This window comes from Prolixibacteraceae bacterium (assembly GCA_019720755.1).
Classification (GTDB): Bacteria; Bacteroidota; Bacteroidia; order Bacteroidales; family Prolixibacteraceae; genus Halosquirtibacter; species Halosquirtibacter laminarini.
Map to the genome: position 1 here is coordinate 2,831,147 of CP081303.1, position 16,020 is coordinate 2,847,166.

At 34.8% G+C, this 16,020-nt stretch carries 14 protein-coding genes; 8 read left to right on the forward strand and 6 right to left on the reverse strand.

Translation table 11 applies throughout. The annotated features are described in order from the left end of the window. Position 1: 1 nt before the first annotated feature. The 5 genes from K4L44_11065 to thrS form a co-directional block, all read right to left on the reverse strand. The gene (locus K4L44_11065) at positions 2-1,669 is read right to left on the reverse strand and encodes a hypothetical protein (protein ID QZE13129.1); all 1,668 of its coding nucleotides are present in this window, start codon (positions 1,667-1,669) and stop codon (positions 2-4) included. A gap of 169 nt (positions 1,670-1,838) precedes the next feature. Next, positions 1,839-2,183 (reverse strand): 50S ribosomal protein L20, encoded by a 345-nt coding sequence (rplT, locus tag K4L44_11070; GenBank protein QZE13130.1) that lies wholly within the window; start codon positions 2,181-2,183, stop codon positions 1,839-1,841. Positions 2,184-2,288: 105 nt separating this feature from the next. Then, entirely contained in the window at positions 2,289-2,486 is a 198-nt protein-coding gene (gene rpmI / locus K4L44_11075) for a 50S ribosomal protein L35 (GenBank protein QZE13131.1), read from the reverse strand. A gap of 25 nt (positions 2,487-2,511) precedes the next feature. Beyond that, positions 2,512-3,063, reverse strand: coding sequence for a translation initiation factor IF-3 (infC, locus tag K4L44_11080; protein ID QZE13132.1), 552 nt, complete (start codon positions 3,061-3,063; stop codon positions 2,512-2,514). A gap of 54 nt (positions 3,064-3,117) precedes the next feature. Further along, positions 3,118-5,067, reverse strand: a complete 1,950-nt coding sequence (gene thrS, locus K4L44_11085; protein QZE13133.1) for a threonine--tRNA ligase — start codon at positions 5,065-5,067, stop codon at positions 3,118-3,120. Positions 5,068-5,641: 574 nt separating this feature from the next. On the opposite strand from thrS, the gene K4L44_11090 reads away from it, so the two are divergent. The 6 genes from K4L44_11090 (at position 5,642) to K4L44_11115 (ending at position 13,765) form a co-directional block, all read left to right on the forward strand. Further along, entirely contained in the window at positions 5,642-7,840 is a 2,199-nt protein-coding gene (locus K4L44_11090) for a S9 family peptidase (GenBank protein ID QZE13134.1), read from the forward strand. Between the two features lie 82 nt (positions 7,841-7,922). Beyond that, complete coding sequence (locus K4L44_11095; protein QZE13135.1) at positions 7,923-8,390, forward strand: hypothetical protein; 468 nt, start codon at positions 7,923-7,925, stop codon at positions 8,388-8,390. 627 nt (positions 8,391-9,017) lie between these two features. After that, the gene (locus tag K4L44_11100) at positions 9,018-9,593 is read left to right on the forward strand and encodes a TMEM175 family protein (GenBank protein ID QZE13136.1); all 576 of its coding nucleotides are present in this window, start codon (positions 9,018-9,020) and stop codon (positions 9,591-9,593) included. A 71-nt stretch (positions 9,594-9,664) separates the two neighbouring features. Beyond that, positions 9,665-9,925 (forward strand): N-acetyltransferase, encoded by a 261-nt coding sequence (locus K4L44_11105; protein ID QZE13137.1) that lies wholly within the window; start codon positions 9,665-9,667, stop codon positions 9,923-9,925. A gap of 16 nt (positions 9,926-9,941) precedes the next feature. After that, positions 9,942-10,574, forward strand: a complete 633-nt coding sequence (locus tag K4L44_11110; GenBank protein ID QZE13138.1) for a CDGSH iron-sulfur domain-containing protein — start codon at positions 9,942-9,944, stop codon at positions 10,572-10,574. Positions 10,575-12,091: 1,517 nt separating this feature from the next. Next, positions 12,092-13,765: a transposase gene (locus tag K4L44_11115; GenBank protein ID QZE13139.1), complete on the forward strand. Its 1,674-nt coding sequence runs from the start codon at positions 12,092-12,094 to the stop codon at positions 13,763-13,765. A 147-nt stretch (positions 13,766-13,912) separates the two neighbouring features. On the opposite strand, the gene miaA is transcribed toward K4L44_11115, so the two are convergent. Beyond that, positions 13,913-14,833, reverse strand: coding sequence for a tRNA (adenosine(37)-N6)-dimethylallyltransferase MiaA (gene miaA / locus K4L44_11120; GenBank protein ID QZE13140.1), 921 nt, complete (start codon positions 14,831-14,833; stop codon positions 13,913-13,915). An 83-nt stretch (positions 14,834-14,916) separates the two neighbouring features. Here miaA and K4L44_11125 point away from each other — a divergent pair, with 83 nt between their 5' ends. Together K4L44_11125 and smpB are read left to right on the forward strand one after the other, a co-directional pair. Then, a complete protein-coding gene (locus K4L44_11125) occupies positions 14,917-15,483 on the forward strand; it encodes a hypothetical protein (GenBank protein QZE13141.1) in 567 nt (188 codons plus the stop codon). Positions 15,484-15,520: 37 nt separating this feature from the next. Next, positions 15,521-15,976: an SsrA-binding protein SmpB gene (gene smpB, locus K4L44_11130; GenBank protein QZE13142.1), complete on the forward strand. Its 456-nt coding sequence runs from the start codon at positions 15,521-15,523 to the stop codon at positions 15,974-15,976. The last annotated feature ends 44 nt before the right edge of the window (positions 15,977-16,020 follow it).

Consider the following 16,020-nt stretch of genomic DNA (forward strand, 5'->3'; position numbering starts at 1 on the left):
ATCATCTTGAGATTGTATTGTGATATTGGTTTTTATAAGAAACGGCAAAATCAAGATTGATAAAATCAGAAGCCAACAGGTCTATATACCGACCTTCTAACGTATTGGACTTAAGTTTAACAATAAGCTTATGACAAACACTTAAATGTTCTATACTCTCTTCTGAAAGCGAAACCTTAAGTATTCCTTTGGCAATACGAAGAGGACGACCATGCTCATCTATTGTTGGAGATAGTATTTCTCCAAGATGTATTGCATCCCCTAATACAACAGAGCTCTTTCCTTTTTCTTTTTGAGTATAACAAACAGGATACACATCCAACACCATTGTTAGAGGAATTTTATTAGAATATTTTAGATACAAAGTAACATCAGAAATATCTTCAAGATTTAATGGCGAAAAGTCAATGGTATCTCGAAACACCGTCTCATCAGAACGAAAAGCAATGGGAATAGATATTTGGGCATCAGCTTCAAAGGTTGCTCCTTGGTATATCATATTAGGATGAGTAGGATTCACTACTGGTAAAAAACCATTTTCAGGTTTATTCAAAAACACCCTTCCTCCAATCGTTAAATATTTAGAAGGAGGTAAAGAGAAGAGTTTATCAATATTGGAAATATGCTTGTCAAATGTAAATGCCCCATAGGCTACTGATCCTATATTGGTCCAATGCGGAATAAAAACTCTTGCATTAGGAGCCTCTAAACTAAAGATGTTTCCATTATTATCTTCGGCATCGATGTCAACCTGCAATTCCGCATCTACTGAAATCCCACATCGTGTAGAGATCTCAATCTCAGGATTCGTAAAATATATACCACTACTTAGTTTATCAAACACTGGAAAATCGAAATCAAGCTTTGATTTGGCTATATCAATAGTGTGTTCTCCAATATCCCCTACAAACGAGCTATAACTTATATCGTTCATGCTTATCTGAACATCAACAGAACAATCACGTACCGATGAATCATCCAATTTTGGAAACTCCAGATAATACTCTTTATCGATTTTCTCTGCAAAACTATTACTCTGAAAATCTAACTTTTTGTTCTTTATCGGAATAATTAAAGGAGTTGTATAATCATCTAAAGCTATTTCAAATTCCATCGGTACTTCTCTATCATCAAGACTCATTAAATTGCTGATCTTAACTTTTAGTATCGCACCATCTAGACCTCCATGTTTCTGCACACCGATAGATAAAGAACCAGAAGATATCACTGCACTATACACTTGTAACGATGGATTATCTTCGTTTTCAAATGAGAGATCATAAGATCTTTGGAAAGCATATCGATCAGTATTCCGAAAAAGAGAGGCAATGATATTCTTTTCATCAATAACAATCTGGTCATCTGCAATAGTCAAATAAGAAGGAAGTGAAACCAAGGGATCTACATTGTAACCAAACACATTTCGTTGCTGATATGAGAATAGCATATGCTCATTCTCATCTTTAGATAGAAGTTTTTTTGATTCACCTCCAATTAACCCCCACACTTCAAAAGTCCCACTGGAAACAGGAGCTGCAACATTAAACTCCGCTTGAATATAGCTGATTTCATCAAAATGATAATCATCTAAAGCGCAAGAATTACACAGAATAATTAGCAATAAAACAAGAGAATGCCTCAAAGACCTTTCAACAAAACGTAATAACATATAAAATCTTAATACTAGATTATATTCGAATATAATACATAATATTAAGACTAACATAAAAAAATATCATAAATGAAGCTGTTTATAAAACATGAATCATATAAAAAAAGATCGACGTGAACGTCGACCTTTTAATATATAGTGCTTAAATCACCTAATCAAGAAGATATTATTTTACTTTATTCACAATTGCTTTGAAAGCAGCAGGGTGATTCATCGCTAAATCAGCAAGAACCTTACGGTTAATCTCGATGCTGTTTGCCTTAAGAAGACAAATAAATTGCGAATAAGAAAGACCTTCCATACGTGCAGCAGCATTGATACGCTGAATCCACAAAGCACGGAATGATGATTTCTTCTTCTTTCTATCGCGGTACGCATAGCACAAACCTTTTTCGTAAGTATTCTTTGCTACCGTCCAAACATTTTTTCTAGCTCCCCAATAACCTCTAGTTTCTTTAAGAAGCTTTTTTCTACGAGCGCGTGACGCTACGTGGTTTACCGATCTTGGCATAATTTTAAATTTTGGAGCGACTTAGCGTTTCACTAAACATTAGTGAACACTTATACTGAGCTAAGCAACTCTAGTTAAATACAATAAAAAAAATCTTTAAAAAGATTACTTCATGCAAAGCAACAACTTGATGTTGTTTTCATCAGCTTTACATACAGTTCCGAAGTAAGTAAGATTTCTCTTACGTTTCTTGCTTTTTTTAGTCAAAATATGACTTTTATAAGCATGTTTTCTTTTAATTTTTCCTGACCCAGTAAGCTTAAAACGCTTTTTAGCACTAGGATTCGTTTTCATCTTAGGCATGACTCTGACCTCTTTTGAATTAATATTATTTCTTCTTCTTCGGTGAAATAAACATGATCATACGTTTACCTTCAAGTTTTGGTAGTTGATCTACTTTACCGATCTCTCCCAAATCTTGAGCAAATCTCAATAGTAGGATTTCGCCTTTCTCCTTAAACAGAATCGTACGACCTTTAAAAAAGACATATGCTTTTACTTTAGCACCTTCATTAAGGAACTTTTCAGCATGCTTCAATTTAAAGTTATAATCATGATCATCTGTGTTCGGACCGAAACGAATTTCTTTCACTACCACCTTAACCGCTTTCGCCTTCATTTCCTTTTGTTTCTTCTTTTGTTGATAAAGAAACTTTTGGTAATCAATGACACGACAAACAGGCGGATCGGCTTTTGGAGAAATTTCTACCAAATCCAAATCAAGCGCATCAGCAATCTTTATTGCTTCGTTTGTACTATAAACCCCAGGGTTTTCAATATTATCACCAACAAGACGTACCTGAGGTACTCTAATATATTGGTTAATTCGGTTAGCGGGTTTTGTTTCTTGATGTTGAAATCTTCTACCGCGTGGTCTCATTCCAGCTATGGCTAAATCCTCCCTACTTTAAGTTTTGTAATTCTAATCACGTTTTTATTCATAAATAGATCCTAGTTGAGAACGAACTTCGGCAGAGATAAAGGAAGCAAATTCTTCCATTGTCTTAGAACCTTGATCTCCCTCTCCTTGACGTCGAACAGAAACAGTATTATTTTCCGCTTCTTGTTCTCCAACAATTAGAAGGTATGGGATACGTTTCAACTCGTTATCACGAATTTTACGCCCAATCTTCTCATTTCTATCATCTACAATGCTGCGAATATCGCAAATATTTAGATAATTTGAAACTTTTTTCGCGTAATCATTATATTTTTCACTGATAGGTAGAATCACCACTTGCTCAGGTGTCAACCAAAGTGGGAACTTACCAGCAGTATGTTCAATCAATACAGCACAAAATCGTTCCATTGATCCAAATGGAGCACGGTGTATCATTACAGGACGATGATGCTTATCATCAGCACCGATATAAGTCAAATCAAAGCGCTCAGGCAGGTTATAATCCACCTGAATTGTACCCAACTGCCAACTACGACCAAGGGCATCTTTTACCATAAAGTCTAGCTTAGGACCATAAAAAGCGGCTTCACCTAATTCGGTTACTGTATTCAATCCTTTCTCTTCACACGCTTCAATAATTGCACTTTCCGCTTTCTCCCAATTTTCGTCAGCTCCGATATACTTTTCAGTATTACTTGGATCACGAAGAGAGATCTGCGCCGTGTAATCTTTAAAATCTAGTGCTTTGAAAATGATAAATATAATATCTATCACCTTCAGAAACTCTTCCTTCAATTGATCTGGACGACAGAAGATGTGTGCATCATCTTGTGTAAAACTTCTCACACGAGTTAAACCATGAAGCTCTCCACTTTGTTCATAACGATATACAGTTCCGAACTCAGCCATACGAACAGGAAGATCCTTGTATGAGCGAGGTTTGAAGCGATAAAGCTCACAGTGGTGAGGACAGTTCATTGGTTTCAACAAATACTCTTCGCCTTCTTGAGGAGTACTAATTGGTTGAAATGAATCTTTTCCATACTTCTGAAAATGACCAGAAGTCTTATACAAATTCACATCTCCAATGTGAGGAGTAATCACCTGATCGTATTCAAAACGTTTTTGCACACGCTTCAAGAAATTCTCAAGAGCTTCTCTTAACTGAGCACCTTTTGGCAACCAAAGAGGAAGACCTTGTCCAACTTTTTGTGAAAAAGTAAACAACTCCATCTCTTTACCGATCTTACGGTGGTCACGTTTTTTAGCTTCTTCCAACTGATGTAGGTATTCCGTTAGCATTTTTGCTTTAGGGAAAGTGATACCATACACACGAGTTAGCATTTTATTTTTTTCGTCACCTCTCCAATAAGCACCTGCTACGCTCAACAATTTAATTGCCTTAATATAGCTAGTGTTTGGCAAGTGAGGTCCACGACAAAGGTCTGTAAAAGCCCCTTGATTATATAGAGTGATGGTTCCATCCTCAAGATTGGAAATAAGTTCCAACTTATAAGGATCCTGTATCTCTTCAAATCGTTTTAATGCATCGGTTTTAGAGACATCTATACGGACGATATCGTTTTTCTGACGCGCTAATTCCACCATCTTCTTTTCGATCTTTTCTAGATCTTTTTCTGTGATGGTTTTACCTTCTGGCAGATCAACATCGTAATAGAACCCATTCTCGATCGTAGGTCCGATTCCGAATTTCGTATCAGGATAAACCGTTTCAATCGCTTCAGCCATAAGGTGAGCAGATGAGTGCCAAAAAGCCTCTTTTCCGTCACGGTCATCCCACGTATTGAGTTTAATTGAAGCATCTGATTCAATTGGGCGCTTTAAATCCCATATCTCTCCATTTACGGTCACAGACAAAACATCTTTTGCAAGTCGGTTACTAATTGACTTCGCAATGTCAAGTCCGTTCACTCCTGACTCAAATTCTTTTACCGAGCCATCGGGTAAGGTTATATTAATCATTGACATTATTATAATTTAAAACTGGCTTCAAAGATACACATTATCAGAAATAATTACTCATATTAATTACAGATTATCTTAGAATAACAGAAATCAACAAAAAGAATAGTCTCAACCTCTTTAAAAAGAGGACCTTTCATCTCAACACACACACCGACAGAGCTTTTCATTTAGCACTCTAATATAATAGACAGAAGCTCCAATAGACAGCGATCATAAAAAATTTGGGGATTTTTATAATCTCGAAAATTTAGCCCATGGATATTGCCTTAAAAAATGACAAGTCACATGTAAAGGAATTAAGTGTTCACAGCACAGAAAGCAATAAAAAAAACACCTCCCAATGAGGTCACGAGAGAGTGAATACTCAACAAAAACAAATTAATAGAACTATTTCAACAACAGTAAATTCCATTACCTTTATCATATATTATAGTATAGATCTTTGTTTTCTTTAGAACTCCTTAATACCTTTGAAAGGTTATAGTAAACATGAGCCAAACGACTACAACCTTTAATGGTAGTGGGACTCATAATTTTTTAATACAAATCATTTAACAACAGAACAGGCCTTATGAAGCAGCTATTGTTTTCGGTCCTAGCGATCTTTATATTCTCTTCCAGTATTTTTGCACAGAGCAAAAAGATATCTTTTGAAGATGTCGTTACAAACTACTCTTTTTATGCCAAAAGGATCTATGGAATCCGAAGCATGAACGACGGGCTATCTTACACTACAATTGAAGAAAATGGCTCTCAAATTGTAAAGTATAATTATAAAACAGGCAAGAAGGTAGCGGTTCTATTAGACTTGAACAAAATAGAGGATGCTCCAATAAAATCATTCTCTGGTTACGAATTTTCGGCGAACGAAAGCAAAGTACTTTTAAAAACTAAGGTTCACAAAATATATCGACACTCCTTCACAGCCGAGTATTACGTATATAACTTCGTAACCAAGAAGCTAGAGATTCTCTCTAAAAATGGACCCCAGCAGTTGGCAACCTTCTCTCCTGACGGGAACAGAATAGCTTTTGTTAGAAAGAATAACTTATACGTCTCTACATTATATTTTGGTACAGAGTTTAAGATCACCAAAGATGGAGAGTTTAATAAGATAATCAACGGAGCACCAGATTGGGTATACGAAGAGGAGTTTGGATTCAATAAAGCCTTTGCATGGTCGCCAGACAGCAAGAAACTAGCGTATATCAAATTCGATGAATCGAAAGTAAAAACGTTTAGTTTTCCTATGTATAAAGGAAGCCATCCAACATTTCCTGAATACAAAGAGTATCCAGGAGAATACACATACAAGTATCCTAAAGCAGGAGAGGCAAACTCTGAGGTTAGTGTACACATCTACGACATCAAAAAGAAAAACACTATTAAAGTAGATATAGGAGAAGAAAAAGACCAATACATCCCACGACTAAGATGGACCTTTTCAGGTTCTGACCTAGGAGTCATCCGACTAAATCGTCGTCAAGACAAACTAGAACTTCTTCTAGCGAATCCATTTTCTGGCGATACTCGTTTGGTTTATACAGATAAGAATCAGAGATATATCGACGAAAGCACCTACGACTATTTAACATTCCTACCGAATGACAAAGAGTTTGTGGTAGGGTGCGAAAAAGATGGTTACATGCACTTGTATCTATACGACAAGCTAGGGGGACTTGTAAAGAAACTTACTCCTGGCGACTACGATGTAACACAGTACTATGGCTATGACAGCAAACGAAAAGTATTCTACTATCAAGCTGCTAAAAGAAATGCCATGCAAAGAGAGGTGTACGCGACCTCATATAATGGAAAAAAGAACTATTCCATTGCAGACAAAAAAGGAACCAATAATGCAATATTCAGTAAAAATTTCACCTATTTTATCCACACATACACTAGTGTTAACACTCCTGTTGTCACTAGTTTAAAAGATAGAAAAGGGAAGACATTACGTGTTCTTGAAGACAACAATAAACTGAATAAAAAGATTGCGCAGTATCAGATGCCAACCAAAGAGTTCTTCACCTTCAAGAACAAAGAGGGCGTCTCATTGAATGGTTATATGATCAAACCATCTAATTTTGATAAAAACAAAGATTACCCACTTCTAATGACTCAATATAGTGGACCAAACTCACAACAAGTGTTGGATAAGTTCAATATCGATTGGTACTACTATATGGCAGAAAAAGGATATATAGTAGCATGTGTTGATCCAAGAGGGACTGGTGCTCGTGGTGAAGAGTTCAGAAAATGCACATACATGGATCTTGGACATCTAGAGAGCGACGACCAAATTGATGCTGCAAAATACTTAGGTAGTCTAAACTATATTGATCAGAAAAACATTGCCATCTGGGGATGGAGCTATGGTGGATTCATGTCAACTTTATGTCTAGCGAAAGGGGCAGATGTATTTAAGGCTGCCATTGCGATTGCTCCTGTAACAAATTGGAGATTCTACGACTCAGTATACACCGAGCGTTACATGAGAAGACCACAAGAGAATGCGGATGGATACGACAAAAATTCACCGATCTATTGGGCTCCAAAAATAAAAGGAAAGTATCTTCTATGTCATGGCACAGCAGACGACAACGTACACTACCAAAACAGTGCAGAGTTGGCTGAAGTATTAGTACAAGCGGGCGTTCAATTTCAGATGATGAGTTACACAAACAGAAATCATAGCATATATGGTGGGAATACACGAAATCATCTATACAGATTATTCACCAACTTCCTTGATGAAAATCTAAAGTAATTTTGTTTAACATCTGTAATAAATCTAAAAGCTTGCATACCAATAGAGGAAAATGGTATAATCACTTACAAATTTATTACAGATGATAAAAACAAACAAGGTCATAGGGATATTGGCTATCATGCTAATGTTAGCAGTAGACGTACAAGCAAAGAAAGTGATCAAGATTGTAACAACTGTAGAGTCTATTGTTCCAATGGGAATAGGTCGTTCTAGAATTATTGAAGAGAAATCTGAAATTAGCTCTAAGAACCTTACTACCGACAGAAAAGATGGAAAAAAAAGTTCTCAAAAAGATGTTTCTAGGAAAGCGATTAAAGTAAAAAAGTTTGACGAAACAAAGCTTCTTAACTTTTATAGCATGACTGGTATCAATTTTCAGAATATCGCCTCAAACGATGCAGTGATCTCAGATAAACTAACAAACCTTCTTGCAGAGGGCTGGGAACTACTTCATGTAACGAGTGCTGTAGAGAGCGACTCAGGAGATGGAGACCACAAAGGAATTTTTGTAACTAGATTCATCTTAGTAAAAGATATTGAGGACTAATACTTCTCATAAAATCTTAATTTCAAAAACCTGTTTATCATCATTAGATCATAAGCAGGTTTTTTCTTTTTTTATACTAGTAGAATTCTCCACTATAACATATCAGGCCATAGGCATACAAGTAAAATAGCAAGTAGATAAGCACCGAATTATACTATATCGTTTCAATTTTCATCCAAATAGACAACGATTACTCATCTTTAATGTGAGCAAGAAGCCTCTAAAAGACCCTGCAAACTTTAGCTTATCAACATGATATTCGAAATTTTGAAATTTACCTACACTCTCTCAACATAAATAATCCCCCAACCCTCTGAATCAAATTTATAGGATTACATATTTACAATAAACCCATTTGCTACAACAAAAAAAGCAATTGTGTAGATCACACATAAACATCGTTATATTATGATTGTTTATCTCCTCTTTCCTCCCTCCCCTATGATGTTATACATTACAAATATCTTTTATCAATTTCATTGGTTCTGTATCATAACCTATCACAAATAATCGCAACTCAAATAGAGAATAAAAGTATCTATTTATAACGATAAGGAGAGTAGTTCAATATTTTATGAACTTACCCTCGATCAGCTTGTTTTTGTAAGAAACAAGAATAAAGTTACCATGAAGACATCTAGACTAGAGGCGTTTAGCGATGCCGTAATTGCGATTATTATTACTATTATGGTCCTTGAGATGGAAGCACCACACACCTCTTCAATAGAAGAACTTGTCCCCCTACTGCCCACACTCTTTGCTTTTGCTATCAGTTTTATCATTTTAGGGATCTATTGGAACAACCATCATCACCTTTTGCATGCGGTTCGCAAAGTAAATGGAAAGATCCTATGGGCAAACCTGCATCTCCTGTTTTGGTTATCCTTATTCCCTTTTGTAACAGGTTGGGTTGGACACAATCTTTTTGCTAAGATCCCCACTCTTTTTTATGGTATAGTACTACTAATGGCTGCAATAGCATATCGCATTCTTATAATCACAATCATAAAGAGTGAAGGGAAAAGGTCATTTATTTCTCGATACATCGGCAATGACAATAAGGGTAAAATAACCATTGTAATCATTCTTTTGGCCATTCTAAGTAGCTTCTTTTTTCCAATAGTTTCAATGATATTATATCTAGTGATTACACTAATTTGGATTGTTCCTGATCGAAGAATAGAAAGGAACATCAAAAGATAGGCATTTGATTACAACTGGGTGCATTATACGATTTCAACTAAAAAAAATTCTTATGAAAGTAATTCAAGAAAATGAATAAGAAGAATGGGCTTTTTGATATTGAAAAGGATGATAAAAGGATTGCTTTAATGACTTACACTTGGGCAGGGGATAAAATGTTTATTATCGATCACACTGAAGTCTCAACGGAATATATCAATCAAGGACTAGGAAATATAATGGTTGAAGGTGCAGTGGTTTTTGCAAGAGAAGAAAGTGTTAAAATTTATCCATTATGCCCCTTTGCGAAACATGTTTTTGATACCGACAATACTTTTGATGATGTCTTATAACTAAAATAGATATACCATGAAAAAGAAACAATCTCAAATCATTCTATCAAAATATAGTCCATTAATGGCTGTAGATGCAGAGTTATTTACACAAGATGGGAATAAACTTCCTACACCAAGAGTATTCTCTTTATGTCGATGTGGTGCATCTAATAATAAACCATTTTGTGACGGAATGCACGCCACCATTCGTTTTTCAGGGGAACGCAAACCAAACAAAGCATTGCATAAAAAACCTCAAGAATACAAAGGGAGTAAAGTAACTGTACACGATAAAAGAGCCCTATGTTGCCACCATGGCACATGTAACCTTATTGGAGTATTTACCCATGAAAAACCATGGATCAAACCAGATAATGCAGAACGAACTGAGGATGTAGTTGAAATAGTTAAGAAATGTCCTACAGGTGCTTTAACTGCAACCATCGATAATAAAGAGATAAAAAATTGGTTTGAACAACAAAAAATAATCATACAGAAGAATGGCCCCTATTATATTCAAGGAGGAGTTAAATTAATCGATGATCAAGCCACGGATACAGTACTTGTCACAGAAGATCATTATGCATTATGTCGCTGTGGTGCATCGAATATTAAACCTTTATGTGATGGAACACATACATCAATCAATTTTAAAGATGAGAAGTAAATGACTCAAAATAAGACCACTGTAAGGGCCAATAAAAAAGAACACGGACATGAAGACAATGAACCTATGATTCTATATTTTGTAAACATTAAGAAAACACGACGTTGGTCGCAATAACATCAAATTCAATGTATACGACCTATACATTGGATTTGTTCAGTTCAGTAGTAATTTAAGGAACTCTTATCCAAGCCAATGGCAATAGGACTCAATACATGTATCATGAAATAGTAAAGTTATTTTATATCGCTACAGGATTGAAGACCTTTTATTCTCAAAACATATACATAGTTTCTACTCCAGATAGCTTAAATAGTTCTCTAAAGACAAACGTAATAACCAAAGGGATCCACTAGGATAAAACATAATATCATATTCAACCAATAGCCATTTCGTATTCATTTTTGTCATCTTCAAATTTCATCCTTCTCTTTATAATCATTATAATACCCTATCATCGACTATTTTATGATCTAGTTATGTCCCATTGTTTGATTTTATGAGTTCTATCATAATAAATTCTTTTAATCAATTATGAATGCTTCTTCATTACCTTTTTACAGTCAAAAAAGAATCAAGCATTTTACTTTTAAGTAGACATTGCATATCTTATTATTATCCCAACAGAGTTATCTAAAGCATTTACCGTGAACACATTACAAAAAAAAACAACATCTAATAAAAGGCGGAAAAACACTCACAAGTACCGATATATATGGGTTTACTATTTCTGCAATAAGGTTTTATAAAAATAAATATCATCCTTTCTGTAATATTTGAGATTATTTCGATACTTATAAATCAAAATCATTTTTAAATTAAAATCTAATTTTAACACTAGATTTACACTATTTTAGAAAAATATAAAGTATATTATACGATATAATAATAAATCGCACGCAACTTCATGTAGGATTTTCGGGGGATAAGCCTCATGAGGGTGACGGTTTGCTGTAAGGTTACTCATTTTAATGAGTAACCTTTTCTTTTTTCTTTCATACAAATAGAAGAAGGATCACATATTTTGATTTATTCTATAAAGTGGGACTACAACAGAAAAAAGAGGTTAAATATAAATACTCAAAAAGTAATTTTTTAAGGAAGTAAATCGAGAGAAAACCAATCCAATATAGGGTCTCAACAATTCTAAAAAAAAGGGACACATAGTGGGTTCGACTACTCTTCCGTTACTCTTTGGTTAGGGTTTGGTTACTAAAAGGGTAACCAAACCCTAACCAAACCCTAACCAAAGGGTAACGGAAATAGGGATCAATGTATAGAGAAGAGAGGTTCAAAATGGGAGGAATTTACCTCTTAAAAAGTCATCGGATACCTGTTGAAAGAAGTTGTCAAGCTAAAAGTTCAGAACCCATAGATATTATGGTTGAATATTATTACACAATGTGGAATACAAACAAACTATAGATATGAGTCCACTCCGAAAACCTTACGCCTAATATAATATATTGTTAATTAAAGTGTTATATTTATGGTATTAAGAACAATAATAATCCAAAATGTTTAAACGTAGTCCTGCCAACAAACAACTAGATATGTTTGATAGTCCCTCAATAATTGAAGGATTACCATCTCGTGCATCAAATATCTATCATGATGACAATCATTGGCACAATCAATTTAGAAAGCTCGTTGTTTATCAGATAAGTGAGGATATTTTTGCGCCGATCTATTGTCAAGATAATGGATGTCCCAACTATCCTATTCGTATTCTTGTTGGTATGATGATTTTGAAAGAAGGTGCTGGTATAAGTGATGAAATGTTGTTTGAAAACTGTCAATTCAATCTACTTTACCGATCAGCGTTAGGACTTTTACATGCTTCTGATTCTATTCCTGCACAATCTACTTATTATAAGTTTAGACAACAAGTAAAAGAATATAATGAGAAGAATGAATCTGATTTATTTGAAGATGTTTTTACACAAATCACTTCTTCTCATATAGAAATACTTGGCATTAAGAGTGATACTATAAGAATGGATAGCAAACTGCTGAATAGCAACATAAAATGGCTTTCTCGATATAGTCTAATACATGAGACATTGTCCTTGTTTCTGACAAAAGGTTGCAATAATTTTAATTTCTCTGATGATCTTAAACCTCATATTTCAGATGTGGTCTCAACAGATGGAGATAAGGTTGTTTATCGCAATTCAACAGATTCAATTAAACAAAAGATCGTGGATCTTGGGATACTCATTTCAAATATTCTTAATGAATATACTGGACCTGCCAATAGTTATTACGATAATCTATTACGTCTATTTAAAGAGCAGTTTTTCAAAGATGATCAGGGAGTTACCACTCCAATAAAAGGAGAAGATTTATCTGCAAAGAACATGCAAACTCCGTTTGATACGGACTGTGATTATAGAAATAAAGCAGGTGATAAATGCAAAGGGTATTCAGCTAATTTGACAGAAGTAGTTGGAGACAATGGACTTCCTAATATCATTACTTCTATACAAGTAGAAAAAGTATCTCATTCGGACACTGCTCATTTTAAGGGATCAATAGAGAGGACACAAGAAGTATTGGGATATAATGTAATAAACATTCATGCAGATGGGGCTTATAATAGTGAGGAAAATCAAGAATATTGTGCAGAAAACAACCAACACCTATATCTACATGCCATACAAGGTAAAGAAGGACGATTTCGGTTTAGTTTAGAGGCACAAGTTCTAAAAGTGTTTGATAATAAGCATCAACGGTATGTTGATTATACAAAATACAAAGGAAAAGATGAGTTAGATAGATATAAAATATATTTAGAAGAAGGCAAGTTTCGCTATTTTAAATTGACTGAGGTTGAGAAAAGTCTTTTAAGGCAAAGAATAAAAGAAACCCCAATAGAAAAGCTTCAAATAAGGAATAATGTAGAAGCGAGTATTTTTCAATTAGGTTTTCATTGTAATGGAAAAAACACTGTCTATAGAGGATTGATAAAACATCAAATGTGGGCAGTAGCTAGATCATTATGGGTGAATTTTGTTCGAATAGTAAAATACTATTCCGAACTAAACATTTCGATGGTCATAAACATGCTTAAATGTAAATTGTGTGATCTTTTTATTGCGAAAATGACTTTATTAGAAAGTGTTATTGTTACTAAGATTCAGATTCAGTTTTGTAGACTAAAAAGTCCCAAAATACGCATAATCCTATAATTCCATAAAAGGGGTTCTCGTGGGGGACTCATAGATATAAAAAAAAGACCTTGTAACATATTTATTCCTACAAAGTCTTTCAGTGAAGAAAACAACTATCGTAATGTGAGCTACTTTTAAAGAGCAACACTTTCAGCAGATTCCATTCTATTTTAAGAAAGATAAAACACGATCACATTTTTGCTCTAAAGGCAAATGTCCATCAATCCAATGGATCTCGAAACCATTCTTTTCCATTCTACGATACCATGTCATTTGACGTTTAGCAAACTGATGAATTGCAACATTAAGTCCATCTACGAGACGTTGTCTGGTTATTTTACCAATGAGATATTCTGTAATAAACTTATACTCTAAACCGTAATAGATCAACGATTCAGGGGCGACGCCACTATCTATCAAACCTTTCACCTCTTCGATCATTCCTTCTTCAAGGCGTTGATGCAGACGCTGGGTAATGCGTTCTCTTCTCTCCTCTCGTGAAAAATCTATTCCCACAATAAGACTGTTGATCTTAGGGAAAGAGAGGTCTAAGTCGGGGTGCTCAACCGTATACTCTTCTATTTCGATGGCACGGATTACTCTCTTCTTATTTTCGATATCGCTATTGTTATGAACACGTTTAAGAGCAGACAACCTATCAGTTAATTCTTGAAGAGACATCTCCTGTAAAGAGTCACGTAATTCTTGATTCACTGGCACTTGAGCCAATTGATATCCTTTCAAGACTGCCTCAATATACATACCAGAACCACCACAAAGGACAGGAAAGATATTGTTTGACCTCATATTCTCATAGACACTCTTAAAATCTTTCTGATATTCAAAAACATTATATTGCTCTCCAGCATCAAGGATATCAATCAAATGATATGGAACCTCGACCCCATCCACGGTATAATCTTCTAAATCTTTCCCAGTTCCAATATCCATCCCTCGGTAAACTTGACGAGAATCTGCAGAGATCACCTCTCCATTAAGTTTATGAGCAACTAGAGTACCTAGGGACGTTTTTCCAGTAGCAGTAGCCCCTAGAACTGTAATCATATCATATCTATCCTTGTACATGTTTTCTAAATATTAAAGCATCGATTGTAATTGAATTACAAAAATATCACTATTTTTAATACAAGAAGAGAAAACCACAATAAATGACAAGAAAACAGATCACCACCACACTCCACATCGTTCAGAATATTCTTAGTGTAGATAAGAAAAAGATTGCTAAAGTTGAACCATGTATCCAATATCGTAATAGCCAAATACTGTTAGGCATTATGATAATAGGATATGTATTGACAATTTTAATAGAACATTTTTTTCACATAATATTAGATACTCCTGTTCGAACCAACAGCCTATATCTCATTATTACCAAGCCTATTATATTATACACAACCCTATGGCTCGGTTCTTGGACAACCTATAAAGCGAAGGGGGTAACCCATAGCAATCTTCCACAAAAAGATATTTTTTCACATAGTTTATACGCGTATTTACCAGTATGGATCGTATTAATCATCACCACGATCATTCCTTGGTTATATATATTGTGGATTTTTGCACCTTATGGTATTTATGTACTCTATCACTTAATAAGTGCTAAAAAAGAGCATACAAGAGAAAACGCGATTCGACTTACTATTGCAACGGTTTTACTATATTTGTGCTTTTATCTTGGAACCTCACTCCTTTTAAGGATCATTGTATTAAAATAGGGAAGAGATAAAAGCGATTAACATTTCTTTTTAGATCATGAAAATTCAGAAGACTGTAAATATAAAAAATAAACGTGCCACATTCGATTATGAAATCATCGAACGAATGGTTGCCGGAATAAGTTTGGTAGGAACAGAGATCAAATCTATCCGTCTCGGGAAAGCAAACTTATCAGACTCATTTTGTTATTTTGAGAGATCAGAACTATATGTTCGTAATCTTTCTATTTCCGAATATGATTATGGAACCCACTATAACCATATCGCGAAGAGAGAACGAAAACTCCTTCTGCAAAAGAAAGAGATACGCAAATGGGAAAGGAAAATTAAAGAGACAGGATTGACTATTATCCCACTACGCCTTTTTATTAATGATAGAGGTTTTGCGAAGATGGAGATTGGTTTGGCAAAAGGTAAGAAGACTTACGACAAGAGAGAGACACTAAGGCTGAAAGATGCCAAACGTGAAATGGATCGTAGTAATAAGCACTAAAAAAAAAGGATTTCCATCCAAAAAGAAGATGGAAATCCTAGGAC